We start from the raw sequence: 25408 nt of genomic DNA, 5'->3' as shown, positions 1-25408 counted from the left end.
GCGATCGCTCCATATTATAATAGAATTTTATCGTAAAAAAGCAGGAGTCAATTTCGGAAATATATGGAAAAATATACAAATGAGTTCATGTTCTTTGACCTAATAATTCCTCTATCTTCTGGAGGCAAACCAATCAATCTCACTATCAATATTGAGGCAGTATCATATGGTGCTTAAACATTTGCTGGAGAAAGTAGTTCTTGAGTATCCAGAAGCTAGCAAAGATAGCTTTAAAGGACACCCATTTGCTAGATATTTCAGAAAGAAGATCCCAGAATCTATAGAGTCATTCTTACATCTCCCCGATATGTACAGCATTGAAGCTTCGGCCGGTAAGGGTACTTGGGCTAAAGTTCCTTGGATTGCAATATTTAATAAATTAGTCACTGAGACTGTAACTTCAGGATTTTACTGTGTTTACTTTTTTCCTGTGGATGGCTCTGGTGTTTATCTTTCTTTAAATCAGGGTATTGCAGATATACGCGATGAGTGTGGGCTTCCTGGATCAAGAAATATGGTTAGAAATCAAGCAAAATTTTTTAGAGATACCCTTGGAGAAGAAGCGATTAAAGATTTTTCTGATTGACTAGACTTAAAGCTAACTTTCATTTCTAAAAAAGACGCTAGAAGATTGGGGCAGGCTTATGAAGCAGGTAACATTGCATCCAAATTTTACCCTAGAAATGAGATACCTGATGATAAGATATTGACTGACGACCTCAATAAACTCCTAGAAATTTACTTTACTCTTTTTGAAAAAGCTTTTTTAATAAATGATATTCAGAACTCCGCTCAAAAAGAAGAAGACTGGTTTGAAGATTTAACAAAATATAGAATACATAGAGTTACTGAAAGAAACCAAAGTTTATCTAAAAAAGTCAAACAGTTGCAAGGTTATATATGCAAAGCTTGCGATTTCAACTTTGAAGCTCGATATGGAGAAGTAGGCAAGCAATTTATAGAGGCGCATCATACTATTCCAATATCAAGCTTGAGCAAGGCGAAAATTAAATTAGATCCAATACAAGACTTTACGGTTCTTTGCTCCAACTGTCATCGCATGATCCATCGAATTAAGCCAACGCCAACTTTGGAAGAATTCAAGAAAATATTAAAGATGTAAAATGCTAAATATGCTGATCTCACGCCCCCAAGATCGATCGCACCAACCCCCCCCCAATCAATAACCTCGCGTGTAAAATCTCCTCAGCCGCCAAAAAGGCCGTATGTGCGATCGGCCCAACGAAAAAACTGCGATAATCCAGAAATAGAAAGCATACTATACCGTAAATTGCCCACACTGGAAAATTTTCATACTTTTCCTGAGTAAAAATTGACATAGATCCAAACCATGAACTATATTAGAGAAAAGGATGCAGCAGACATGATCTAATCATGACATCCCGTTACCCACGAGGGTCGAGGAATTCCGGTAAAGACGTTCTGAATACCAAGATTTATATTTTGGCGAAGGCTCCTTAAGGAGCCTTTGTTATTTTAGGGCTTCGGTAATTCCTTATTCTGCAATAAGTTTTTGGCTATGACGAAGAAGCCTACTTTTTTAACTTTATCTATGCCTTTGTATATAGGATAAGCACTGTGTATATGTAATCTCAACTTTTTACTTTCTCTGAATGCTGAAAAAGCAATGAAATAATTAACCTCAATACCATTTGAATCTACAATTTTAATGATTGCAAACTTTCTATACCCAGCGTGACAAACTAAGGTTTCGTTCTCGCCCAATGACTCGACAATACTCGGTAATTGCGTTGAGAGTTGGTATCTCTCAAAATTAAACGTTCTGGACTCTCTCGGCCCATTATAGATCAATACCTGTGATTCTTCGCTAGAAATATCATCTGAATCTTTAGTAAAACAATGCAAACCATAAGTTACTATAAATTTGTACGTGCTTATATTTTTTTCGTCTCTTTTGTCAAGATACTCAACCCAGCGAGCATTAAGATGCGATAAATCATAAATTTCACCATTAAATAGAAAATTTTTCCATGATGTAACTTCTTGGACGGTATTGAACTTCATGCTTATAAAATAGAATTTATGCGATTTATGAATTAGGTATATATTTGCTATTATAGTAGTGCCAACGAGCGATGTGTGAAATTTTGATGATTTTCTTGAGTAGAACTTGACTCGACACAAAAAATCGGTTTTGAGCTTGTGCGCGAACTCTGGCTCGAATTTGTTCGGAAATCGCCATTTTGCTTATCTTTTTAATGGTTCCAGCAAGCCGCGCTGCACAGCTTCATTTAAGGCTTGAGCTTGTCGCAGTAGTCGAGTTTCATAGATGTGGATTAATGCCTGCAATTCCTCGCGTTCTACAGAGGCGATCGTACCAGCTTGTTGGCGGTCTAGCAATTCACTTAATCGTTGTTCTTGGATTGGTTGCAGCCGGAGTTGAGTCTGAGCGATTACTTCTGCATCAGACAATTCTGATACTGGTTTAGAAGTTGGCAATAAGACAATTTCCAGAGTTTCTACTAGAATCTCACTGACGCTGCGGTGGCGTTGCTGCGCTAGCAATTCTGCTTGGTGATAGACTTCATCTGGCAGATTTAGGGTGATTTGGGCGGTCATAGGTGCAAAGCTATGAAACGAATATTTATATTATGCCATATTTTACTAATTGATATTTTCAGGTGTATCTAAGATTTCGTCTGCCTCGTCATTCTCGCGGATAGCTATTTCAATTTCATCTGGGAAAGCGGCCGCGTAAGCCCAGGCATTTGCTAAATCAGTAGCAGTTAGTGTGGGATAGTTCTCTAAGAGTTGGGATTCGTTCATACCCAAGTGGCGAAAACTCACCAACACCCAAACAGGAATCCGAGTCTTTATAATACAAGCATCACCGCCGCAGACACCGGGAGTTTTGCTAATTCCTTGCCAGGTGTTAGCTAAATTTTGGGTTAATAATTGGATAACTTGAGCTTTCTCGCTTGGCGTCAAGGCTAGGAGTTGTGCTTCTAATTCTTGAATTTTCATACAACCTGTTTGATTTATGCAATATGTATGTATTTACTATTGTAGCGCGATCGTAGGTTTACGGGATATTGTCAGGTGTATCTAAGATTTCGTCAGCCTCGTCTTGCAGTCTAATTGCTTCCTCAATTTCGTCAGGATAAGCGACCGCATAAGCCCAAACATTTACTAAATCAGCAGCACTCAGATGGGGATAGCAATCTAGGATAAAAGCATCGGTAGCGCCGTCATTGCGATAGCTTGCGAGTAACCAAACGGGAATGCGAGTATTGTCAATACAAGCATCGCCGCCCATCACAGCGGGAGTTTTTGTAATAGACCGTCCGCTGTTTTTTAGACTCTGAGTTAAGATGCGAATTGCCTCTGCTTTCTCTGCTGGCGTTAAGGCAAGAAGTTGCGCTTCTAATTCTGGGATTGTCATAGAGCTTATTTGATGTATGAATTATGTATGTATTTTATATTGTAGGGCGATCGCCCTATCAATGACCTCGCGTTGGTCTAAAATCTCCTGGGCGACCAAAAAGGCCATACGGGCGATCGACTTTTTTGCCCGTATAATCCCGCCCTCTTGCCACAGCAGCAGGCCCAAAAACTAGCAGCAAGTCGAAAAAGTCAACTAAGACGGCGGCGAAGAAAAACAACTGCTAAAAAGACGGCGACTAAGAAAAAAAACCAGTGAAATTAGTTTAGTTTTCACTCATCCAGAAACCCGGTTTATTAAAAAAACCGGGTTTCTTTATTTATAAAATACTAGAAAAACTTGCAAAAATAGGTTTGATCGTTCGGACTTCAGTCCTTAAAATTCTCTTCTCTTCTCTTGCAAATGTGTCATAAACGTCTTCGCGGTTCGATCGCCCGCCCGGATTTTTTTTGAGACATATCAACTCAAACTCTTGTCAAGCCTAGCTTTTGGGCTGGCTTGTCACCAGCCGGCAAAATCAGCCTATTTACTTATTGACAATTGCTCCTCTCTGTTAAATTGTCAGGGATATCACATAAAAGTTAAAAAATGTATCAAAAACAACAGAAAGTACCGAATGTTTTATGTAGGGGTCTACAATTAAGAAACGAAACAAGATTAAGAGGCGCGATCCCTATGGATATGAATATGGATATGAATGAAAACCTCGACTGGGAAGAAGCATTTGAGTACCGAGCGGGCTTGACAGTAGAATTGAAGTCCCAGCCTGGGGTTTTGCATACGATCGCTTACTATGAAGTGATGATGGTACCGCCCATCTGGTTAGAAAATGACCCGCGTCCCCGCTATCCTCACGAACTGCTAGTCGTTTCCCACCAGCCAACTGTGTCCAATATTTGCCGGATTTCAGAGTGTCCTGTTTTAGTCGCCTCCTAAGTTTTTTCAGCGGGAAATATCGGCGATGGCATCTAGCCAGCAATCAAACCGATGCAGTGATTTTCGGATTGAGACTGCTGGAGTTTACTTTGTGGCGATCGCTTAAGATATAGATGGCGACCCAGAAGGATAGACGCGAATCAATTGACCTGTTAATGTTGCAAGTGAGGAAATAGCTTCATTAATGTTAGTCGCCATTCTTGCTAAGTCATCATCTGCCTTACAGACAATAATACCAGCATGGTCATGCTGTGAGCTGTGCAGTCTAATAAAATGACGGCGATTGAGAGTTAAAACAGCTCGATTTTAATTGACCGCAAAAGCTAACACTTCCTCGTCAGGAATTTTTTGGTTATCTTTTCCGGCTTCTTGCACTGTCAGAATTCAGAATATTGTGCCCCATTTGGCGCAGCAATTCTACAACCTCTATGGGAAATTGTTCGTCACCATAAAGACGCGCCATCATTTCAATCCTCGTCATTTTCGCGGATAGCTATTTCAATTTCCTCGGGAAAAGCTGCCGCATAAGTCCAGGCATTTGCTAAATCAGTAGCGGTTAGTGTGGGATAGTTATCTAAGAGTCGAGACTCGTTCATGCCCAAGCGACAAAAACTTGCCACTACCCAAACAGGAATGCGAGTATTTCTGATACAAGCATCACCGCCACAGACACCGGGAGTTTTGCTAATTCATTGCCAGGTGTTAGCTAGATTTTGGGTTAATAATTAGATAATATGTATTTGCTATTATACGCAATTCCTTTCTCTATCCTCTCTTCCTCTGCGCCCTCTGCGCCCTCTGCGGTTCATAAAAAAAAGCCCTTTCACAAATGAAATAGCATTGCTATATAGCGGTTCTCAAAAAAGTGAGGATAGCCATAGCCATAGCCATAGCCCGGATAGTACCTCATTTTTCTGAGAAAGGCTATATATCTTTTTAACTTCTTGATAAATCTGTAAATTATAAAAATTGCTCACCCTTTTACCGGGAGCTTAAACGAACCTAAAAAACTTTAACACAAAACGAGTTATACCATTTTAGATTTTAGATTTTAAAATTGGGAATGACAGAGGACATAAAGCTTTGGATATTGCCTAAATTTGCATTTTTTTTAATAAGTGGTATCAGCCATCTGCAGGCACAAAGTAAAATCAACTTCAGGTAGAAATCATTACGACTTCTACCTTGAGAAGAATCTTTTTGGGGACTTGCACAACACATCCCACCAATCGCAGCACATACGTATCAGGTACACAGTGCACCCTCTCCGCAAACTCTTGTGTAAATCCTATTTTATATTACTGAATTCCTTGATCCCCGAAAATCTCCATCTTTCTGCCCTCAGAATTGTGCGATGTTTAGCCAGAAATTAACATTGATTTAAACTTTTATGTAGACATAAACGAGCTAGAATTCAATAGTTTGCGTGGAAGACATGGAGTTTAAATACAAAATGTCACAAATAACAAATTAATATCGATCGCACTTCTAGATCGCACTTTACAAAACAACCAAAACTCAGGAGTCAACAGCCGATGATGCTAGAAACCACCGAGATCCCCCAATTAAAGCCACTTTCCGACTCAGAACTGCACAAAATGAACGCCTACTGGCGGGCCGCAAACTACCTATCCGTCGGACAAATCTATCTCCTCGACAACCCGCTACTCAAAGAACCACTCAAACTCGAACACGTCAAACCGAGACTCCTCGGACATTGGGGCACCACTCCAGGCCTCAACTTCATCTACGTTCACCTCAACCGCATCATTAAAGCCCAAGACATCAACGCCATCTACATCGCAGGCCCAGGACACGGCGGGCCCGGCTTGGTCGCCAACACCTATCTCGAAGGCACTTATAGCGAATATTACTCGAACATTTCTGAAGATGAAGAGGGGATCAGGCGGCTGTTCAAACAGTTCTCATTTCCCGGCGGTATCCCCAGCCACGTCGCGCCGGAAACTCCGGGTTCGATTCACGAAGGCGGCGAACTCGGCTACGCCCTCGTCCACGCCTACGGGGCGGCTTTCGACAATCCAGATTTGATTGTGGCGGCTGTTGTCGGCGACGGGGAAGCGGAAACGGGCCCGCTGGCTGCTAGCTGGCATTCTAACAAGTTTCTCAACCCGGTTCGGGACGGGGCTGTGTTGCCGATTTTGCACCTGAATGGCTACAAAATTGCTAATCCGACGCTGTTGGCGCGCATTCCGCAGGAGGAATTGGAAAGTTTGATGGTTGGTTACGGCTACAAACCTTATTGGGTGGAAGGTTCAGACCCGGAAACGATGCACCAGTTGATGGCTGCAACTATGGATGCGGCGATCGGTGAAATTAAGGCGATTCAGGAAAAAGCCCGGACTGAAGGTTGTACCGATCGCCCGCAGTGGCCGATGATTGTGATGAAAACTCCCAAAGGCTGGACTGGACCCAAGGAGGTTGACGGTAAGAAAACTGAGGGCTCTTGGCGATCGCACCAAGTCCCGTTAGCTGAAATGGCTTCTAAGCCTGGACACGTCCAACTCCTGGAAGATTGGATGAAAAGCTACAAGCCCGAAGAACTCTTTGACGACAAGGGTAAACTGATTGCAGAATTGGCGGAACTTGCACCCAAGGGCGATCGGCGGATGGGGGCAAATCCCCACGCTAACGGCGGCAAGCTGCTGCGAGACTTGAAAATGCCGGAATTTGCAGACTACGCCGTAGACGTGCAGAAACCTGGCACTGAGATGGCAGAAGCAACCCGCGTCTGCGGCCGTTTCCTGCGAGATGTGATGAAACTCAATCAGGAAAACGCGAATTTCCGAGTTGTCGGGCCGGATGAGACAGCCTCAAATCGCCTCGATCCGGTGTTTGAAGTGACGAGTCGGGGGTGGATGGCTCAAACTTTACCGGAAGATGACCACCTCTTCACCCCCGACGGCCGCGTGATGGAAGTCCTCAGCGAACATCTGTGTCAGGGATGGCTGGAAGGCTATTTGCTGACAGGAAGGCACGGATTTTTCTCTTGCTACGAGGCGTTTATTCACATCATTGATTCGATGTTCAACCAACACGCTAAGTGGTTGAAAACTACTAGCGAGATTCCTTGGCGCAGACCGATCGCCTCTTTGAATTATTTGCTAACATCTCACGTTTGGCGGCAAGATCACAACGGTTTTTCTCACCAAGATCCGGGTTTTATCGACCACGTAATTAACAAGAAAGCGGAAGTGGTGCGGATTTATTTGCCGCCTGATGCGAACACTTTGCTGTCAGTAACTGACCACTGTCTCCGCAGCCGCAATTACGTTAATGTGATTATTGCAGGGAAGCAGCCGGCTTTGCAGTATTTGGATATGGATGCTGCGATCAAACACTGTACGACTGGCCTCGGTATTTGGGAGTGGGCTAGCAACGATCGAGGCGGCGAACCGGATGTGGTGATGGCTTGCGCGGGCGATGTTCCGACGCTGGAAACTTTGGCTGCGGTTGATATTCTGCGCCGAGATTATCCCGAGTTAAAAGTGCGGGTGGTAAATGTGGTGGATTTGATGACGCTGCAACCTACTAGCGAACATCCCCACGGTTTGTCCGATCGCGATTTTGATGCTTTGTTCACGAAGGATAAGCCTGTGATTTTTGCTTTTCACGGCTATCCTTGGCTGATTCACCGCTTGACTTACCGCCGGACTAATCACTCGAATATTCACGTTCGCGGTTACAAGGAAGAGGGTACGACTACTACGCCGTTTGATATGGTGGTGATGAACGATCTCGATCGCTTCCATTTAGTTGGTGATGTACTCGATCGCGTTCCGAAACTGAGTTCTGTAGCAGCTTACGGCAAACAGGCTATGCGGGACAAGCTGATCGATCACAGGCATTACATTAGGAAACACGGCGATGATATGCCGGAAATCCGCGATTGGAAGTGGCCTCACGGTGGCGCGGTTTCGTCGGATGCGCCGAAGGAAACTAAAGGTTCGGAGGTGACGGGAGATCAAGGTGTGCGATCAGGTGCACCGGGTTAATAGGTTCGTAGTGAGGACTTTAGTCCTTCTTCCCCTAATTATATGAGGACTTTAGTCCTTCCATTTTTTCCCTAAGTCCTGTTAGAATGAATCATATTAATTCCGGTTGGATCGGAATTATTTAACCGCAGAGAACACAGAGGAAGATTAGAGATAGATATGGGAAAAGTTTGGATTATTATTGATAAGGAGTTTTAAAAACTCTTTTGCTAAGCTGATAAAATTCAAATACAATCAAGATCAAATCCGTAAGTATCGGAATTATTCATCTCTCTCTTCTCTGACTCTGCGCCCTCTGCGCCCTCTGTGGTTAATAAAAAAAAATCCTGTTCACCAATGAAATAAGATATCTATATGAGCTTAAAAATTTACTTTCTGCGACACGGTGAAACAAATTACAGCAAGACGGGCGGCTACTGTGGCGACCTCGACGCAGAATTAACACCGGAAGGTTCTATGATGGCCGAACAATTTGCTGCAACTTACGCAAAATTGCCTTGGAATGCTGTTTATGTCAGTCCCATGAAACGCACAATTGCTACGGCTAAACCTCTTTGCGATGCTGTGGGAATTGAAATGCAACTGCGCGATGGATTGAAGGAAATTAAGTACGGCAAGTGGGAGGGTGAAACAGTTGAATTTGTCCGCGAAAAATATGCTGAAGATTACATTAATTGGTTGACGGAACCGGCTTGGAATCCACCGACTGAGGGGGAAACTTCTGTGCAAATTGCTAGCCGATCGTCCTTAGTGATTGCAGAAATTCAGGAAAAGTACAAAAATGGTAATGTTTTGGTAGTTTCCCACAAGGCGACTATTCGGATTATTCTGTGCAGTTTGTTGGGGATAGATTTGGGAAGTTACCGCAATCGCATTGCCGCTTTAGCAGCTTCTGTGAGTGTTGTCAAGTTTGATGTGCGCGGGCCGATGCTGGAGGTTTTGGGCGATCGCTCTTACATGGATGAAACTCTCCGCAATTTACCCGGTACTTGAGATTGGCGGTAAGGTGCGGGGACGCACCCTACAATCTGAAACTAAAGTGCGCCCAAGTAAGACAATCCTAAAATCGTACCTGTTCCCAGAATATGACCGAAGCAGAGACTTCCGATAAGTGCACCCAAGCTCAAACCGCCCACCAGATTCGCTGAGGGCGCGGCTGGGCCTGTGTGGGGATTTTTGATGGTTAAGCTGCCGAAAGCAATGGCTGCAACATTGCAAATAATCATAATTAAACCGATTTCGGGGCTCCACTCTACGGTTCTGGCGCTAACGGTTAGTAAAATTGTTGGCAACATGGCGATCGCATCCTTAATTTTTAGTGCATCAAAATCTGATGATGAAGATATATCAAACAACAGCAACCCGTGGCTACAGATCGAATTAATTTTTAATAATTTGACATATTCCTTAACAAAGATATAATTAGTGAATAGCTAACAATTAATACGGGTAGCCAGCAACCGGATTTTTTAGCAAAATACACAGGTTCCAACCAGCAGAAAAGGTAAAAATCCTGTTTCTTAGGTCGGAGTGCGTAAGCCCTGAATTACAAATTACAAATTACCATGAAAATCCTAGTTTTAAACGCAGGTTCTAGCAGTCAAAAAAGCTGCTTGTACGAACTAAACGATCAGCTTCCCGATCGCCCGCCACAACCTCTCTGGGAAGCAAAAATAGACTGGACTCACCGCGAAAATGCCGGGGAGTTGCAAGTCAAAACTGCTGCGGGTCATAGGTTTGAGGAAGAATTTACCTCAGATTCTCGCGCCGGGGCGATTTCTCGAATGCTGGAGACTTTGTGGCAGGGGGAAACTCAAGTTATTAATAGTTTAAACGAGATTGATATTGTCGGCCATCGCGTCGTACACGGCGGGGAAAACTATCAGCAAAGTAGGCTGATTTCGCCGGAAGTAAAACAGGAAATTGACCGTTTATCTGAGTTTGCTCCCGTCCACAATCCGGTTAATTTGGAAGGCATCGAAGCAATTGAAAAAATACTGGGAAATGTGCCGCAAGTTGCAGTTTTTGATACGGCTTTTCACGCCCAATTGCCGCCCGCTGCGTTTGTTTATCCTGGGCCCTACGAATGGCTGGAAGAGGGGATTCGCCGCTACGGTTTTCACGGCATTAGCCATCAATATTGCACTCGCAGGGCTGCTGAAATTCTCAACCCCGATTCGGCGGATTTGCGGCTGATTAGCTGTCATTTGGGCAACGGGTGCTCTCTGGCGGCGGTTCTCGGTGGTCGGAGTGTTGATACTACGATGGGTTTTACTCCTTTGGATGGTTTGATGATGGGAAGTCGATCGGGGGCGATCGATCCTGGTATCATAATTCATCTGTTAAGGCGATCGCACTTGACTGCTGAGGAACTAGATAATATTCTGAATCGGAATTCTGGTTTAAAAGGAATTTCCGGGGTTTCTAGCGATATGCGGCAAATTTTGGCAGCCATTAAAGATGGCAATTCTCGCGCTCAACTTGCTTTGGATATTTACGTGCACCGTTTGCGGGCTGGTATCGGGGCGATGTTGGCGAGTTTGGGCGGGTTGGATGCTTTGATTTTCACTGCGGGTGTTGGGGAAAATTCTGCTGTTGTGCGGGCTGCCGCCTGCGAAGCTTTTGGATTTATCGGGTTAAAATTGGATGGTGATAAAAATCAACAGTCGCTGATCGATCAAGATATTGCGGCAGTGGATTCAGCGGTGAGAATTTTGGTAATTCACACGCAGGAGGATTGGGAAATTGTGCGAGAATGCTGGAAACTTTATCACTAACTTATTTGATGAATTCCTTCAACAGCGATGCCCACTCAGCTTCGCAGAAGGTCAACAATCACGAACAGCGCCACCGAAATAGATCTAATTCATCTGCGTTAATCTGTGTTAATCTGCCCTCATCTGCGGTCAAAAAAGAGAATGTATTAACCGCAGATGACAATGGATTGACTCTGATTCACGCAGATAAAGAGAGGTAGAGACGTTTATTCTTCCATTTTCCCAGAAACATCATTACTCTTTCAGCCATGCTGTGGGTTGATGGTGGCGCCGGTTACAAAACTTGCCTGGGGGCGATCGGAATTTCAATAATAAACTCGCTCCCCTCTCCGGGTGCAGAAACGCAAGTCAATTTTCCGCCATGAGAACTGACAACAATCGAGTGAGAAATAGACAATCCTAAACCCGTTCCCGAACCCACGGGCTTAGTTGTAAAAAATGGATCGAATATCTTGTGCAGCACCTCAGTGCTCATCCCTGGCCCGCTGTCAGCAATTTTAATTATCGCTGAATTCCTGTCAGTCACCTCTGTAGAAATTGTAATCGTAGGCTGTTGATGAGAGTTTTCCGGGCAATCTCTTGCTACGAGGAGAGCATCGATCGCATTTGTCAAAATATTCATAAATACCTGATTGAGTTGTCCGGCGTAGCATTCCACCAGCGGTAGAGAACCGTAGTCTTCGATCACCTCAATGGACGGTCGTTCCGGTCTATCTTTGAGGCGGTGTTGCAAAATTAGTAGGGTGCTGTTAATACCCTCATGGATATCCACTGGCTTAAGCTCTGCTTCGTCCATCCGCGAAAAGTTCCGCAGCGACAGGACAATTTCGCGGATGCGATCGGTACCCATTTTCATAGAAGACAGCATTTTTAGCAAATCTTCCTGCAAAAACTCCAAGTCGATTTCTTCGGCTGCGATTTGAATTTCTGGGGCTGGATTGGGATAGTGCTGTTGATAAAGCTGCACGAACTTTAACAAATTCTCGGCGTATTCCTGTGTATAAACGAGGTTGCCGTGAATAAAGTTGACTGGGTTGTTAATTTCGTGGGCGACTCCAGCAACCAGTTGCCCCAGACTTGACATCTTTTCACTCTGAATTATCTGTGATTGGGTGCGTTGCAACTCACTTAGGGCATTTTTGAGTTCAACGGTGCGGTCTTCCACCCGGTCTTCTAATTCTGCATTACTTTTTTCTAAGGCGGTAAACGATTCGTGCAGTTGTCTTGCCATGTGGTTAAAGGAGTTGGCAAGGGCATTGAGTTCTTGAATACGGCTGTCTTCTACAGCTTGGTCTAAGTTGCCAGATGTTATTGCCTCACTTGCCCGATTCAGTCGCAGAATCGGACGCGTAATCCAGCGGGAGGTGAGAACGCCCATCATACAAGCTACCCCCAATGCTCCTAAGCAGAGCAAGATTGTGGTGCGGGTGTTGGCATCAATCTGTGCCATAAATTCGCTTTCTGGCACACTCACCACCACTAACCAATCCAATCCATATTGGTCGCGCCAGGGAGTGAGTTGTACATAGTAGAGTTCTCCCTGAAAATCAAGTCGGAGATCCGTGTCTCCAGAAATGGATTGAAATTCTTTGAAGCGTTGCTGGATTTCTTTGGCAATTCCCTGCACGATGGGATTGGGACTGTCGATCGCCTTCAGACGCTGAATATCGTTTTTGACAACGGTAAAAGGCTGCTCTTTCCCAGAATTGGCAATCAACATTCCATTGCGCTCCAGAATAAAGACTTGTCCGGAGTGGCTGATACCCAAATTCCTTAAAAAATCACTGAGCTTTAACAGATGGATATCCGCGGCGACCATCCCCAGCAGCCTATTGTTCGCGTCATAAATCGGGCGACCCGCCGAGGCAACAATATACGGATGACCGGGATAATTCCAGGTATAGATCCGCGACCAAATAGGTTTACCTGCTCTCACGGGTTCGGTGTACCAGGTTTCAGTAAAGCTACCCCAATTAGCGACACTAACGATACGGGTACGATTACCCCGGTCATCGGTGGCGTAGGTTTGGAGATTGTTTAGAGGTTTGGGACTCGAATCATCGATCGTAACCGTTTTGCCGTCGTAGCGTCCGGCTCCGGCCCCATAACCAGTCGTCAGTCCGATGCCGATGTAAGTCAGGTCATAAGCCTGCATTTGGTGCCAAAAATACTTACCGACGGTTTGGCGATCGCGCACATCTAGCAATCCCATCCGAATCGCATCGGCGTTAATCTGAATCACTTGATGCGGAATAGATAAATAAGCATCCAGATGTTGATTCACCGTACTGCTGGTTCGATGCATCAACTGATCCGCCAGGTCGTTTACCGCTATCTGTCCATTTTTGAACGACAAATATCCCACCAGACCGACCGATCCAAAGATTTGCAAAACAAATGGCACCATCAGTATGAGCTGCAATGGGATCGCCTGAGTTTTGCCGAAGTGACGTATCTTCATGATCGGAATTTGCTTTTACTTTAGTATGATCTACTATCTACAGTTAGAGCATGAAGATACACACAATATTTACTTTTTTAATTAAAAATCTGACACTTTTTGTGATTTGCCGGAGCATTCATCGTCGTGATAAAAAGTCCTCAGTGCGGCTGCAAAAGGGCGATCGCCCTTTTATGAAAACCAGAGCGATCGACTTTAATGCAGAGTTTTTGCCGAGCTTGAATTGCGAATTCAAAGTTTAGTAAACGCAAGGCGTGGCCCCATTGTTAAGGGTTGCTAACTGGAATTGATTTGGGGATTTTGGTTGATGGTGGCGCCGGTTACAAAACTTGCCTGGGGGCGATCGGAATTTCAATAATAAACTCGCTCCCCTCTCCGGGTGCAGAAACGCAAGTCAATTTTCCGCCATGAGAACTCACAACAATCGAGTGAGAAATAGACAATCCCAAACCAGTTCCCGAACCCACGGGCTTAGTTGTAAAAAATGGATCGAATATCTTGTGCAGCACCTCAGTGCTCATCCCTGGCCCGCTGTCAGCAATTTTAATTATGACAGAATTCCTGTCAGTCACCTCTGTAGAAATTGTAATCGTAGGCTGTTGCTGAGAGTTTTCCGGGCAATCTCTTGCTACGAGGAGAGCATCGATCGCATTTGTCAAAACATTCATAAATACCTGATTCAACTGAGACGCATAACAAGTAATTAGTGGTAGCGTGCTGTAATTTTTAATCACCTCAATTCCCAAACGCCCGCCCTCTTTTCTCAGGCGCGGTTGCAGCAACATCACCGTACTGTCGATGCCTTGATGGATATCTACCGACTTCATTTGCGCTTCGTCGAGGCGAGAGAAATTCCGCAAGCTTAGCACAATATCCCGGATTCTTTCCGCTCCTACTTTCATGGAATCCAGCAGCTTTTGCAAATCCTCGCTCAAAAATTCTAGCTCAATTGTTTCTATTTCTTCTAGAATTTCATCAGCAGGTTCTGGATAGTGCTGCTGGTAAAGCTCAATCAATTTTAGCAAGTCTTTAACGTATTCGCTCGCCGGATTAAGATTACCGTAGATGAAACTTACAGGATTATTAATTTCGTGAGCTACACCAGCCACCATTTGCCCCAAACTAGACATTTTTTCCGTTTGGATTAATTGAGCTTGAGTTAGTTTAAGTTCGCGCAAAGTTTGTTCTAAACGCTCGTTCTTTTCATTTAACTCCTGCGTCCGCTCTTGCACTTTCTGTTCCACCGAATTGTAAAGTAGAGCATTTTCCAAAGAAATAGCAACTTGGGAAGAAAGCAACCTTAAAACTTCCAATCGGTGGGGAGTAAATGCTCCGACAGTCAAATTGTTTTCTAAATAAAGAATGCCGATCAGTTTGCCTTGATTGATGATGGGAGTACACAAAATCGATTGCAGTTGGTGTTTAGCGATGTAAGGATCGGCTGTGAATAGTCCCTCAGCCGCCGCATTGCTCAACACCAAATCCGAGCGAGTTCTTTCCACATAATTAATCACCGTCACGGGTAAATCATGATAGTCTCCAACAGGCGTAAATTGCAGAACAGCTACATCTTCAGCAAATACGGACGCTTTAGCTGAAATCAACAGTTGACCATCTCTAACTAAAATTAGAAAACCTAATTGAGCGCCCGCATTTTCTAAGGAGATTCTCATCAGAGAAGCCAGCAACTTATCGAGGACAATTTCGCTAGAAATCGCCAGAGATGCTTTCATTACCGTTGCCAAATCCAGCACTCTCGCATCGCTGCCAGTAGAAGTATGAATAGTTGTGGTAGTTTGATTGTTGTTAAAACTTCCGTTGAGCGGCGTCATTTCCCGCAACTGCGGATACTTCTGTTCTAAATCTTCTACCTTGCGAACTGCACCCCAGCGCAAGTAGCACGAGTGAGCTTCGCGCAAGTGGATTTTGGCATATTGATACTTGCCTTTACTCAACCAAAACTTAGCTGCTAGTTCATTAGCTAGCGCTTCATTTTGGACAAACTCATTGTCTTGGGCTAAATTTATAGAGAAATCGTACAATTCTACAGCTTCTGAATCTTTCTTGGAAATTCTGGCTATTTCTGCTTGCACTAAAAGGTACTTGTGCAGAAAATTTTCGGCACAGTTGTCTGCCCAAATTTTCATCTGTTTTTGGTTTGCCTCTAACTTGTCCAAGTATTCCTTTTGCTTGTCTTCTGAAACATTTGGGAAAACGGCTGCTAAAGTTAGAGAAAAGAAAAAATTCCATTCAGTAGCGGGTATCGCTCCGGTAATAAAAGATAGCTGTTTTTCTACTTCCAAAGCTAGTTGTAGCGCTTCGTTGAAGTTGCCGTACCAGTACATTACCTGGCATTTGCGAATCTGATAAAGGCAGAGCGAGTACAAATTTTGATGAGCTTGACAGTTGTGTACGTATTCAGCTTCGCTGATATCTTCGCTTTCAAATACAAACTTTTCAGGAGTTAGTTTGCTCAAGTTACGCAGGATTAACTCTACCCCTAATAATATATCGGTTACGAGCTGATTTTTGGTTTTTTGGCTGAACTGCAAATACCTGCTCGTGTCGGCCAGAATTTGCGAGATTTCTTTACCTTGAAAAAATGAGTTAGCTATGCGGTTGGACAGGATATAACCCGCATACTCTAAATCTCCTGATTCTAAAGCTGCTTGATATCCTTCATTGCTGATTGCGTGGGAATCTTTGATGTGATTGAACCAGTAATAAAAAATACTGACCAGGGATGAACAAGCTCTGCACTTCAAGCCGATATTGCCAGATTTTTCGCTGAGATTCAGCGAGAGCAAGCCAAATTGATACGCAGCTTTGTAGTCTCCTGAAACTGCGTTTAAGAACATACCATAGCCAGCATAGCAAAGAGAGGCTTCGGGTACTAAACCGTATTGTAGAGAAAGATTGACTCCTTTTAAAACGCTGACTTTCCACAAGTCGGGATTTTTGAGGTACGCCGATGTCAGCAAGTTTGTAATTAATTTGACTGCAACTTTTTTGTCGGGTACAGTCATTTCGGGCGCGTCAATTAGGGAAGCTATTTCTCTACCTGCTAAAATATTTGTAGCTGCTGCAAATTCTTCGGATATGACTTTTTGTAGCCCGTCTAGCGGCAAGTCAATGCCTAGCAAGTCCAAAGCTTTGATTCCGGCTTTAACGGCTTCTTCGTACTTCGCCCGCAGGGTGTACTGCACGATCAGCAGGTTGTAAATTTCTACCTTTTCTAAGGGCGATCGCGCTTTTTCCAGAGTTATATTAATAAATTCTTCAGAATTCTCGAAATAACCGTTTAAATACTCAACATTTGCCCGCTCCATGTGCAAGGCAAAGGCTAAATCGTAGTGGGCATCCCAAATATCGGCGCTCAAACCGTCCATGCCTGCGGTCAAATACTGCAAGGCAGCAACATAAGCAGTGGCATCTTTGGCTCTGCGCGCGGCGTCTAAATTCAGCATTGCCAGTTCAATTAATTCTCGATCGTCTTTAATTAGCGATCGAGCTACATTCAAGTGATCGACTAATTCAAAGATTCTGTCAGCGCGATATTCAGCCGGAGTGTTTTCTAGGATTTGCCTGCCTATTTTCAGGTGAACTGCCTTTTTTTGCGAGTCGTCGATCAGAGCGTAAGCTGCTTGCTGTACCCGATCGTGCAAAAATTTATAATTGAGAATTAATAGCGGAAACAGCACGTAATCTAATGACTTGCTTTCCAATTCCGAAGTTGGCAGAATCAGTCCCGACTTAATCGCGGGCAACAGGTGAGAAAAAGTTTCCGAGGCTTCTTTTTCATTAATTAAAGAAAGAGTATTTAAGTCAAATTCGTTGCCCAAACAAGCCACCAAACGCAAAACTTGCTGCGTTGAACTTGGCAGTTTTCTCAACTTTTGTACCATCAAGTCTACTACATTGTCAGTGATAGCACACTGCTCAATTTGAGTCATATCCCAATGCCAGCCGCCCTTGCTCCCCGACTGCGGCGGGTGAAAAACGAGCAGGTTTTCTTGATACAATGTTTGCAGGAATTGATTGACAAAAAAAGGATTTCCGTCGGTTTTGCTGATCACCAATTCAGCTAAGGGTTTGACAGATTCTCGATCGCTGTGCAATGTCTCCGCAATCAAATGAGTTATATTTTCCACCCCCAGCGGCGACAAAGCAATCTGATTAATGATGGCTTCCTGATTTCGCAGTGTCTCCAATGTCATCATTAAAGGATGAGTGGGACTAACTTCATTATCCCGATAAGCGCCAATTAAAAACAGATATTGCGTAGCTTCATCTGTCATCATCAATTCGATCAATTTGAGAGTAGCCGAATCAGCCCACTGCAAATCGTCGAGAAAAATCACCAGCGGATGTTCGGGCTGGCAAAATACGCGAATGAAATTTTGAAAGACTAAATTAAAGCGATTCAGAGATTCCGTCGGCCCCAATTCAGCTACAGGAGACTGAGCTCCGACAATTAGTTCAACTTCGGGAAGGACATCAATAATAATTTGCCCGTTTTGCCCAAAAGAAGTGCGGAGTTTTTCGCGCCAAACTGCTAATTGAGCCTCGCTTTCAGTTAACAGTTGCCGCACCAATTCCGAAAAAGCGCTGACAACGGCCGAGTAAGGAATAGTCCGCTTGTACTGGTCAAACTTTCCCCAAATAAAATATCCACGCCGGCGGGTAATCGGTTTGTCTAAAATCTTCACCATTGCAGATTTGCCAATACCGGAATAACCGGCAATCAGCATCATCTCGCTGCGGGATTTATGCTGTCCTCTAGCCAGCACTGACAAGGGAATTTCTTTTTTCGATTTGCTCTCTTTTTTGATGACAGAAATTTGAGAGTCGTCGATGCGGTAGCCTCGATTATTTGTTGCTGCCACCCGTTCAAATGCCGCTAAAAGAGTTTCAACTTCTCGCTGTCTACCGTAAAGTTTTTGAGGTATTTGAAATTTGTCGGAAATATCTTGGCTGCCGAGAGTAAACTCAGAAACAACCCCAGATGTTTGCCACTGAAACAGGCAGGATTCCAAATCGGCTTTTAGCCCCCAAGCACTTTGATAGCGCTCCTCAGCGGTTTTTGCTAACAATTTCATCACAATATCTGAAACAGCTTGAGGAATTTCTGGGGCAATTTCAGCGAGAGGTACTGGCTGTTTGGCTATGTGACAGTGAACTAACTCCATGGGATCTGTAGTGGGAAAAGGGAGTTGTCCTGCCAGGATTTCATAAAAGGTCACGCCGAGGGAATAAAAGTCGGTGCGGTAATCGATTACCCGGTTCATTCTGCCGGTTTGTTCGGGCGACATATAGGCTAAAGTGCCTTCTAAAAAATTGGGATTTTTATTTGGAATATTTTCCAGGTTGGATGCTGTTGAAATGCTGAAATCTATGAGTTTAACTTGTCCTGTAGCTGGATTAAAAACTATATTAGAGGGATTTATATCTTTATGAATTACATTTTTTCCATGAATTTCGCCCAAAGTTTCCGCAACTTTGATGGCAGTAGTCAGAAATCCTAAAATGGTAAATTTTTGAGAACCCATAAATATTTTTAAAGATTCCCCGCCAAAATCTTCTAAAATCATTGCCAGACTATTTCTAACCTGTTGCAACTTATACACTTTCACAACTCCGTCCAACAGGCTTAAGTTGGCAGTGATCTCATATTCGCGCTTGTATCTATTCAGTTCTTCAGGAGTCGGATAGTCTTCTTTGATAAGTTTGATAATAACAGGTTGGTTGTTCTGCTCGTTGTGGCCGCGGTAAACCAGGGAAGTGCTGCTTTCATAAATGAGAGCGAGAACTGCAACGCCGGGAATTGCCATCATAGTTGGGTTCTCTCAAATTAGGTGTGCTTGGTCAATGTTACAGGACTGACGCGCGGCGGGCGAGAAACCGGGTTTCTTCGTTGCTAGTCGTTGACAAACCCAAGATTTTATCGTGTAAATCGGGTTTCTTTTCGTAAATCCTATGTTATTCTTCATTATCACTCAAGAGCTATCTTTTGGGATGTGTGGGAAAGCAGGCCTTGACAGGAAAGAGCTACTGCTGACAAAAGCACGCTGGGGCTTTCGTCAGCAGTTAGGCAAACAAGATCACAAATACAGGATTTGTGCAAGGATTTACTCTAATGCTCGATCGCCATGCTGGCAACTAAATCATCTCAGATTCCCAGCCATCGCTGGACTTTAGTGGAGCGTCACCACATCTCGTGAAAATACGCAAGTGCTGAAAGATTTATTTTTTCCGGTGATCTGGCACTAATTTGGGGTGCTTTAAAAAAACCGGCCGGTGCAAATCTTAACTATAATTCGCGACCGAGGCGCGGAGGGAGTTAAGTGTTGCTTCGGAAGCTGCAATTTCCTTGAGTTCTATCTATTTTGACCGATCGATTAACCTGCATCACAGGGGATTTAAGCCCCCACCTTTAGGTGGATTGTTTTTAGGCAGGGGCTTAAATCCCCTGCCTAAAAACTTCGCACTCCGAAGTCAACTGTCAACTGTTAAAATACTAACTGACCGTTTGACTAGAGTAAATTTGACAAAAAATGCAGAATTATTGCACCTTGTCTGGTGCGCGGCAGCGAACCCTACATTAATCAAATTTGCCTAACTCTTAAGAAAATTTGAGGAAAGATTAAGAATTATTGCCATAAAACCAAGGTAAAGTTGTTTGAATTGCGACTCAAATGCCAAGCAGACAAAGCGTTTGAGCCTTTTCCAAATCTGTAAATCCTCAGAAAGTTAGTATTTCTCAAGGATTCATCCGGTGAGAAAATCAGAAACAACCTTAAAATTTAGCAGTAATCGCCCGATCGGGCAAATCTCAACCAACACCAGGAAAAATACCTATGAAATTGGCTTATTGGATGTACGCAGGCCCAGCCCACATCGGCACTTTGCGCGTGGCCACTTCCTTCAAAAACGTCCACGCCATCATGCACGCACCGATTGGAGACGACTATTTTAACGTCATGCGTTCCATGCTGGAGAGGGAACGGGATTTCACCCCGGTAACTACCAGCGTCGTTGACAGACACGTACTGGCGCGGGGTTCGCAGGAACGGGTGGTGGACAATATCACCCGCAAAGACAGAGAAGAGCACCCAGATTTGATCGTGTTGACTCCGACTTGCACCTCCAGCATTCTACAAGAAGACTTGGAAAACTTCGTGGAGCGAGCTCAATTGGATGCTAAGGGCGATGTATTGCTGGCGGATGTCAACCATTACCGCGTCAACGAATTGCAAGCTGCCGATCGCACTTTGGATCAAATCGTCCAATTTTACATTAACAAAGCTCGCAAAAAAGGCGATTTAGTAGAAGCCAAAAGCGAAAAACCATCGGTGAATATTATCGGGATGTCTACGCTGGGTTTTCACAACCAGCACGACTGCACTGAGTTGAAGCGTTTGATGGCAGATTTGGGAATTGAAGTTAACGAAGTTATTCCCGAAGGTGCTTCGGTTCATAACTTAAAAAGACTGCCCCGCGCTTGGTTTAACTTGGTTCCTTATCGGGAATTGGGGATGATGAGTGGGGAGTATTTGCAAAAAGAATTTGGCACTCCGATGGTGGATATTACGCCGATGGGTGTGGTAGAAACTGCGCGCTGTATCCGCAAGATTCAACAAGTTTTGAATGCTCAAGGTGCGGATGTTAATTATGAAGAGTTTATTGACCAACAAACGCGGTTTGTGTCTCAGGCTGCTTGGTTCTCAAGGTCGATCGACTGCCAAAACTTAACCGGCAAAAAAGCGGTCGTATTTGGCGATAATACCCACGCTGCGGCGATGACGAAGATTTTGGCACGCGAGATGGGAATCCACGTTGTGTGGGCTGGAACCTACTGCAAACACGATGCTGATTGGTTCCGGGAAGAGGTAAAAGGGTATTGTGATGAAGTGCTGGTGACGGAGGATCACGGGGCGATCGGAGATGCGATCGCCAAGGCGGAACCTTCCGCGATTTTCGGCACGCAGATGGAACGCCACGTGGGTAAAAGGCTTGATATTCCGTGCGGTGTGATTGCTGCGCCGATTCACGTTCAAAATTTCCCGATCGGCTACAAACCATTTTTGGGTTATGAAGGTACGAATCAGTGCGTAGATTTGGTCTACAATTCCTTTACTTTGGGAATGGAAGACCACTTGCTGGAAATCTTCGGCGGCCACGATACTAAGGAAGTAATTACCAAGGGTATTTCGGCAGATTCTGATATGAATTGGACGAAGGATGGACAGGCGGAGTTGAATAAAATTCCTGGTTTCGTGCGCGGTAAGGTGAAGCGAAATACTGAGAAATTCGCCCGCGAACGAGGTATTGCTTTAATTAATGCTGAGGTGTTGTACGCGGCCAAGGAATCTGTCGGCGCGTAGTTAGTTTGGTGAGGGCGTCTGTTGTGGATGCCCTTGCCGATCTATAAAATCTTGGACAGATCTCTTTCAACCCTTAATTTTGGAATTACTTCAGTGATTTTGAGAAGGAAGATCATTTCAGCATTAATTGCAATTGTTCTTATTAGCGGAACCGTTTATCTTGGCATTCAGTCGGGAAAAGATAATCGTTTTGTAATTTGATTCGGTATTGCCTCTGCTATTGCCGCCCCCGTTGGTCTCAACTTATTTAGTTACGAAAAAGGTTTAGCTGTACGGATGTATCCAATAAAAAGTTGATTCTTGAATAAATTTATCCATTATTTCTGCCCGCATTTACTCAGATTCATCTTCCGATATTGCTTGATATTCCAAAAGCTGTTCCCCTCGGATAATCCACAATTTACCCGCAACTTCTGCGGCATCCAATCCGCGAATTAATATTTCTACTGCCGCTTGCAAATCTTGCGGTTTCGATTGAGAAGGCAGACGCAGTAACACAATCCCAGAATAATCAGAAGGATTGTAGCGGAGGCGATTGCCAAACCCCCTATCCAAAGTCACCAAACATCTATCTTCCCTCCGACATATATCAATTAATAATTCATCCGGTGTTGAACTCAAATTTTGTTCCCGTACAGTCGCAACATCATGGCCAGCCAAACGTAACATCGAAACAACGCGGATGCTGCCCAAATTTTCATCAAGTTTTAACTTCACTTTAAAACTACCTTTTTTTCACCCAGATGAATTTCGACATAATAATCTCTTGCCAACTCAGCCCCATAAGCAATGCAAGCCAAAACATCTTCTCGTTCAATTCCCGGATATTCCTCAAGCAATTCTTCCAAAGTCATGCCGCTAGCGAGAAAGTCAAGAATCAGAGAAACCCAGATGCGATGGCCGCGAATACAGGGTTTGCCAAAGCAGATATTCGAGTCGATTGAGATGCGAGACAGTAAATTATTTTGAGTCATGTCTTTTCAATTAGATATTTTCCATTAATTCATTGTTAGTTAACCTGACGATACATTCAGTTTAACGCGAGGGAGGAGCGAGATATCTTCTCAAACCAAGCGCGATCGCCCTCACACTTCATTTTGACTATTTTCTTGCTCAACTTCCTCAAAATTAACTTGTTCGTAAACATCAGATAGAGGAACCTCTAGCTCGAAGGAATTAAACACTAAAGCCGTATCTTCCTCGTCATACTCGGAATACAACCATCTTTTATTCTCGGTTTTAGAATACTGCTCAACATTAATTTGTGTTTGGTCAATCAGAATGTATTCTCGAAAACTAGGAATAGTTTTGTACAATTTAAACTTGTCACCTCGATCGTAATTTTTAGTAGACTTTGATAAAACTTCCACAATCACTTGAGGATTAGTAATCATGTCTGTGCGATTGTTGTGGTACTCAGGTTTTCCCAAAATTACCATTACGTCGGGATAAGTATAAAGTCGCACTTTTGGAACCCACAGACGCACGTCACCGATGAAAATGCGATAATTCTGTTTTTTGAGAGCAAGAGTCAAAGCAATGTACAAATTGCCAGCAATTTGATTGTGATTGGTAGATCCGCCTGTCATAGGAGTAATTTTTCCGTCGAGATATTCGTTTTTGTCTTCGGCTGTTTCTTCCAGTGCTAAATATTGCTCCTCTGTGAAGTAACGTTGCTCGGTTGTTGGCAAAGTGGTTGTCATGAAGATATTCTCCCACAAGGATGTTGAACAAATACTTTTTTTGAGTACGCGCGGCGAAGCTATCCCGTAGGGAATCGCTCTTTTAAATAATAACCCAAATTCCATACAATCGGTATAGAGAGCCGATCGCCCGCCAGAAACATTGCTAAAATAAAATTAGTCGATCGCACTTTCAGACAACAGTCTTATTCTTCCGCACTCTCTTCTGGCTCATTTTCCGCCTCAAAATCAACCTTCTCGTACATATCTGCCAGCGGCACTTCAACTTGAAAAAAATTAAAAACTAGCGCTGTATCCTCTTCATCGTACTGACTGTACGACCATCGCTTGTTTGCCAACTTACAATAATGTTCTATATAAACTCGCGATTGGTCAATTAGAATATACTCTTGAAAGGTCGGCAGCGTTTGATAAAACTGAAACTTATCGCTGCGATCGTAACTTTTGGTAGATTTTGATAAAACTTCAATAATAACTTGAGGATTTATTACCGTATCTTTGCGATTGTTGTAATACTCAGGTTTCCCTAAAATTACCATCACATCGGGATAAGTATAAAATCGCTTTTTCGGCATCCACAGGCGCACGTCACCCATGAAAACATTATAATCAAGTCCCTTAAGAGCAAGACGTAATGCTATACTCATATTCAGGGAAATGTGATTGTGATTTGTACTTGCACCTGTCATGGGAATAATTACTCCGTCGCAATATTCACTTTTGTACTCTGCTGTTTCTTCCAGAGCTAGATATTCTTCTGGAGTAAAGTATCGCTGTGATGTTGGCTGTTCTGTTACTTGTAGAGTAGCTGTCACGGTTTTTTCCCAATTCAATTCATATCTTGCGTCCAGTCTAACATTGCCCAAAAATGCGATCGCCCGAATCAAACATTCGGGCGATTAAGAGCGGGATAGCTTCGCCGCGCGTACTTTCAGAGAGTCGCAACCAAAATTAATCGATCGGATCGAAAACAAGAGTCAATCGAGCACTGGGAAGCAGTTGTTTGAGAACTCGCAAGTGACCCTCTGCATCTGACCAACTGCGAAAGCGACCCACAACGACCCTTTGCAGATTCGGAAGCAAACGAACAACGATCCACGGTTTGAGACGTTTTTCATACCGCATAATAGATGTATCTCCTTTGTTAATTGGAGCCATAGCCAGTCCTTGCTTTCCACGGCCCGGGGCTGGCTTTTGACTGATCCGGAGTCGGATTAGAGGAATTGTAACATAATAAGCCCAAATTTGTGTCACTACATTTTTAAGACCAGAGTAACAACACGATCGAGAGCCTAAGCTTGTACCATTAAAAGCGTTAGTCAACAAACCAACTTTTACATTGAGCAAGCGCGTTCACGTCACGTTTCCTGATTACGTATATGAAGCTTTAGATCGATGGGCTGATAAACAAGGCAGATCCACAGCTAACCTGATAGCCTTTCTCGTGGAAACGGCTTTATTGGAAGCCCAACAAAGGGGAGAAGTACCCTCTGGGCCAGAAAAACCCAAAAGCGAGACTTAAAAAGTTCCGTCGTGGTTTACGGGTGCGTATCACCCGATCGCACTTATAGTTCAATACGGTTCACTTAACACTATTTATGCCCCGGAGATCCCCCTCGCATCCCCCTTAAGAAGCTACCGTGTACACACAAGTCCAGCTAGAGCGGTTTTCCAACCAATGAAGATAGCTTCAAACTGTTGAAGACCATG

Annotated in this window: 23 protein-coding genes and 1 pseudogene; 9 read left to right on the top strand and 15 right to left on the bottom strand. The window is 43.9% G+C overall.

Annotation, left to right across the window (positions count from 1 at the left end; genetic code table 11):
- Nucleotides 1–166: 166 nt before the first annotated feature.
- A pseudogene (locus QUA58_RS25195) lies at nt 167–739 on the top strand (DUF3578 domain-containing protein); the annotation flags it as partial.
- A gap of 147 nt (nt 740–886) precedes the next feature.
- Nucleotides 887–1123 (top strand): HNH endonuclease, encoded by a 237-nt coding sequence (locus QUA58_RS25190; protein ID WP_333396641.1) that lies wholly within the window; start codon nt 887–889, stop codon nt 1121–1123.
- Nucleotides 1124–1142: 19 nt separating this feature from the next.
- Here QUA58_RS25190 and QUA58_RS25185 read toward each other — a convergent pair whose 3' ends face one another.
- The 5 genes from QUA58_RS25185 to QUA58_RS25165 all read right to left on the bottom strand — a co-directional run bounded on the left by QUA58_RS25185 (nt 1143) and on the right by QUA58_RS25165 (nt 3424).
- Entirely contained in the window at nt 1143–1340 is a 198-nt protein-coding gene (locus QUA58_RS25185; protein ID WP_333396629.1) for a hypothetical protein, read from the bottom strand.
- Nucleotides 1341–1497: 157 nt separating this feature from the next.
- Nucleotides 1498–2046 (bottom strand): hypothetical protein, encoded by a 549-nt coding sequence (locus QUA58_RS25180; RefSeq protein WP_333396627.1) that lies wholly within the window; start codon nt 2044–2046, stop codon nt 1498–1500.
- Nucleotides 2047–2229: 183 nt separating this feature from the next.
- A complete protein-coding gene (locus QUA58_RS25175; RefSeq protein WP_333396625.1) occupies nt 2230–2601 on the bottom strand; it encodes a hypothetical protein in 372 nt (123 codons plus the stop codon).
- Between the two features lie 45 nt (nt 2602–2646).
- Complete coding sequence (locus QUA58_RS25170) at nt 2647–3006, bottom strand: DUF433 domain-containing protein (RefSeq protein ID WP_333250287.1); 360 nt, start codon at nt 3004–3006, stop codon at nt 2647–2649.
- A 58-nt stretch (nt 3007–3064) separates the two neighbouring features.
- The gene (locus tag QUA58_RS25165) at nt 3065–3424 is read right to left on the bottom strand and encodes a DUF433 domain-containing protein (protein WP_333250289.1); all 360 of its coding nucleotides are present in this window, start codon (nt 3422–3424) and stop codon (nt 3065–3067) included.
- A gap of 693 nt (nt 3425–4117) precedes the next feature.
- Between QUA58_RS25165 and QUA58_RS25160 the strand changes: the two genes are divergently transcribed.
- A complete protein-coding gene (locus QUA58_RS25160; protein WP_333309658.1) occupies nt 4118–4360 on the top strand; it encodes a hypothetical protein in 243 nt (80 codons plus the stop codon).
- 102 nt (nt 4361–4462) lie between these two features.
- On the opposite strand, the gene QUA58_RS25155 is transcribed toward QUA58_RS25160, so the two are convergent.
- Nucleotides 4463–4624 (bottom strand): hypothetical protein, encoded by a 162-nt coding sequence (locus QUA58_RS25155; protein ID WP_333396638.1) that lies wholly within the window; start codon nt 4622–4624, stop codon nt 4463–4465.
- Between the two features lie 203 nt (nt 4625–4827).
- On the bottom strand, nt 4828–5049 hold the full coding sequence (locus QUA58_RS25150) for a DUF433 domain-containing protein (protein ID WP_333396635.1): 222 nt from the start codon (nt 5047–5049) through the stop codon (nt 4828–4830).
- Between the two features lie 846 nt (nt 5050–5895).
- Between QUA58_RS25150 and QUA58_RS25145 the strand changes: the two genes are divergently transcribed.
- Both QUA58_RS25145 and QUA58_RS25140 read left to right on the top strand, forming a co-directional pair.
- Entirely contained in the window at nt 5896–8373 is a 2478-nt protein-coding gene (locus QUA58_RS25145) for a phosphoketolase family protein (protein ID WP_333396623.1), read from the top strand.
- Nucleotides 8374–8727: 354 nt separating this feature from the next.
- Entirely contained in the window at nt 8728–9366 is a 639-nt protein-coding gene (locus QUA58_RS25140) for a histidine phosphatase family protein (protein WP_333250301.1), read from the top strand.
- A 41-nt stretch (nt 9367–9407) separates the two neighbouring features.
- Here QUA58_RS25140 and psaK read toward each other — a convergent pair whose 3' ends face one another.
- On the bottom strand, nt 9408–9728 hold the full coding sequence (psaK, locus tag QUA58_RS25135) for a photosystem I reaction center subunit PsaK (RefSeq protein ID WP_333250303.1): 321 nt from the start codon (nt 9726–9728) through the stop codon (nt 9408–9410).
- Nucleotides 9729–9938: 210 nt separating this feature from the next.
- On the opposite strand from psaK, the gene QUA58_RS25130 reads away from it, so the two are divergent.
- Nucleotides 9939–11150: an acetate kinase gene (locus QUA58_RS25130; RefSeq protein ID WP_333250305.1), complete on the top strand. Its 1212-nt coding sequence runs from the start codon at nt 9939–9941 to the stop codon at nt 11148–11150.
- Between the two features lie 274 nt (nt 11151–11424).
- Here the strand turns inward: QUA58_RS25130 and QUA58_RS25125 are convergent, their stop codons facing one another.
- Entirely contained in the window at nt 11425–13611 is a 2187-nt protein-coding gene (locus QUA58_RS25125; protein WP_333396620.1) for an ATP-binding protein, read from the bottom strand.
- 50 nt (nt 13612–13661) lie between these two features.
- On the opposite strand from QUA58_RS25125, the gene QUA58_RS25120 reads away from it, so the two are divergent.
- Nucleotides 13662–13853 (top strand): hypothetical protein, encoded by a 192-nt coding sequence (locus tag QUA58_RS25120; RefSeq protein WP_333396617.1) that lies wholly within the window; start codon nt 13662–13664, stop codon nt 13851–13853.
- Between the two features lie 78 nt (nt 13854–13931).
- Here QUA58_RS25120 and QUA58_RS25115 read toward each other — a convergent pair whose 3' ends face one another.
- A complete protein-coding gene (locus tag QUA58_RS25115) occupies nt 13932–19445 on the bottom strand; it encodes an AAA family ATPase (protein WP_333396614.1) in 5514 nt (1837 codons plus the stop codon).
- 1023 nt (nt 19446–20468) lie between these two features.
- Here QUA58_RS25115 and bchB point away from each other — a divergent pair.
- The gene (bchB, locus tag QUA58_RS25110) at nt 20469–21995 is read left to right on the top strand and encodes a ferredoxin:protochlorophyllide reductase (ATP-dependent) subunit B (protein WP_333396611.1); all 1527 of its coding nucleotides are present in this window, start codon (nt 20469–20471) and stop codon (nt 21993–21995) included.
- Between the two features lie 333 nt (nt 21996–22328).
- Here the strand turns inward: bchB and QUA58_RS25105 are convergent, their stop codons facing one another.
- The 5 genes from QUA58_RS25105 to QUA58_RS25085 form a co-directional block, all read right to left on the bottom strand.
- On the bottom strand, nt 22329–22712 hold the full coding sequence (locus QUA58_RS25105; RefSeq protein WP_333250310.1) for a DUF5615 family PIN-like protein: 384 nt from the start codon (nt 22710–22712) through the stop codon (nt 22329–22331).
- Nucleotides 22709–22969 (bottom strand): DUF433 domain-containing protein, encoded by a 261-nt coding sequence (locus tag QUA58_RS25100; RefSeq protein WP_333250312.1) that lies wholly within the window; start codon nt 22967–22969, stop codon nt 22709–22711. The genes QUA58_RS25105 and QUA58_RS25100 overlap by 4 nt, the downstream gene beginning before the upstream one ends.
- A 111-nt stretch (nt 22970–23080) precedes the next feature.
- Nucleotides 23081–23698: a Uma2 family endonuclease gene (locus tag QUA58_RS25095; protein WP_333396609.1), complete on the bottom strand. Its 618-nt coding sequence runs from the start codon at nt 23696–23698 to the stop codon at nt 23081–23083.
- A 185-nt stretch (nt 23699–23883) separates the two neighbouring features.
- Entirely contained in the window at nt 23884–24513 is a 630-nt protein-coding gene (locus QUA58_RS25090; RefSeq protein WP_333250318.1) for a Uma2 family endonuclease, read from the bottom strand.
- Between the two features lie 136 nt (nt 24514–24649).
- Entirely contained in the window at nt 24650–24856 is a 207-nt protein-coding gene (locus QUA58_RS25085; protein ID WP_333250327.1) for a hypothetical protein, read from the bottom strand.
- A gap of 181 nt (nt 24857–25037) precedes the next feature.
- Here QUA58_RS25085 and QUA58_RS25080 point away from each other — a divergent pair, with 181 nt between their 5' ends.
- Nucleotides 25038–25220: a ribbon-helix-helix domain-containing protein gene (locus tag QUA58_RS25080; protein ID WP_190659196.1), complete on the top strand. Its 183-nt coding sequence runs from the start codon at nt 25038–25040 to the stop codon at nt 25218–25220.
- The last annotated feature ends 188 nt before the right edge of the window (nt 25221–25408 follow it).

This window comes from Microcoleus sp. N9_A1, assembly GCF_036701795.1.
Classification (GTDB): Bacteria; Cyanobacteriota; Cyanobacteriia; order Cyanobacteriales; family Microcoleaceae; genus Microcoleus.
The sequence above is the reverse complement of the archived record's forward strand: the minus strand, read 5'-3'. Positions and strand labels throughout refer to the sequence as shown.

Coding starts and splice junctions, on each gene's coding strand:
- QUA58_RS25175 (WP_333396625.1), bottom strand. CDS start 2,601: ATGACCGCCCAAATCACCCTAAATCTGCCAGATGAAGTCTATCACCAA.
- QUA58_RS25095 (WP_333396609.1), bottom strand. CDS start 23,698: ATGACAACCACTTTGCCAACAACCGAGCAACGTTACTTCACAGAGGAG.
- QUA58_RS25180 (WP_333396627.1), bottom strand. CDS start 2,046: ATGAAGTTCAATACCGTCCAAGAAGTTACATCATGGAAAAATTTTCTA.
- QUA58_RS25170 (WP_333250287.1), bottom strand. CDS start 3,006: ATGAAAATTCAAGAATTAGAAGCACAACTCCTAGCCTTGACGCCAAGC.
- QUA58_RS25145 (WP_333396623.1), top strand. CDS start 5,896: ATGATGCTAGAAACCACCGAGATCCCCCAATTAAAGCCACTTTCCGAC.
- QUA58_RS25140 (WP_333250301.1), top strand. CDS start 8,728: ATGAGCTTAAAAATTTACTTTCTGCGACACGGTGAAACAAATTACAGC.
- QUA58_RS25125 (WP_333396620.1), bottom strand. CDS start 13,611: ATGAAGATACGTCACTTCGGCAAAACTCAGGCGATCCCATTGCAGCTC.
- QUA58_RS25160 (WP_333309658.1), top strand. CDS start 4,118: ATGAATGAAAACCTCGACTGGGAAGAAGCATTTGAGTACCGAGCGGGC.
- QUA58_RS25185 (WP_333396629.1), bottom strand. CDS start 1,340: ATGTCAATTTTTACTCAGGAAAAGTATGAAAATTTTCCAGTGTGGGCA.
- bchB (WP_333396611.1), top strand. CDS start 20,469: ATGAAATTGGCTTATTGGATGTACGCAGGCCCAGCCCACATCGGCACT.
- QUA58_RS25100 (WP_333250312.1), bottom strand. CDS start 22,969: ATGACTCAAAATAATTTACTGTCTCGCATCTCAATCGACTCGAATATC.
- QUA58_RS25120 (WP_333396617.1), top strand. CDS start 13,662: ATGAAGATACACACAATATTTACTTTTTTAATTAAAAATCTGACACTT.
- QUA58_RS25130 (WP_333250305.1), top strand. CDS start 9,939: ATGAAAATCCTAGTTTTAAACGCAGGTTCTAGCAGTCAAAAAAGCTGC.
- QUA58_RS25165 (WP_333250289.1), bottom strand. CDS start 3,424: ATGACAATCCCAGAATTAGAAGCGCAACTTCTTGCCTTAACGCCAGCA.
- QUA58_RS25085 (WP_333250327.1), bottom strand. CDS start 24,856: ATGGCTCCAATTAACAAAGGAGATACATCTATTATGCGGTATGAAAAA.
- QUA58_RS25115 (WP_333396614.1), bottom strand. CDS start 19,445: ATGATGGCAATTCCCGGCGTTGCAGTTCTCGCTCTCATTTATGAAAGC.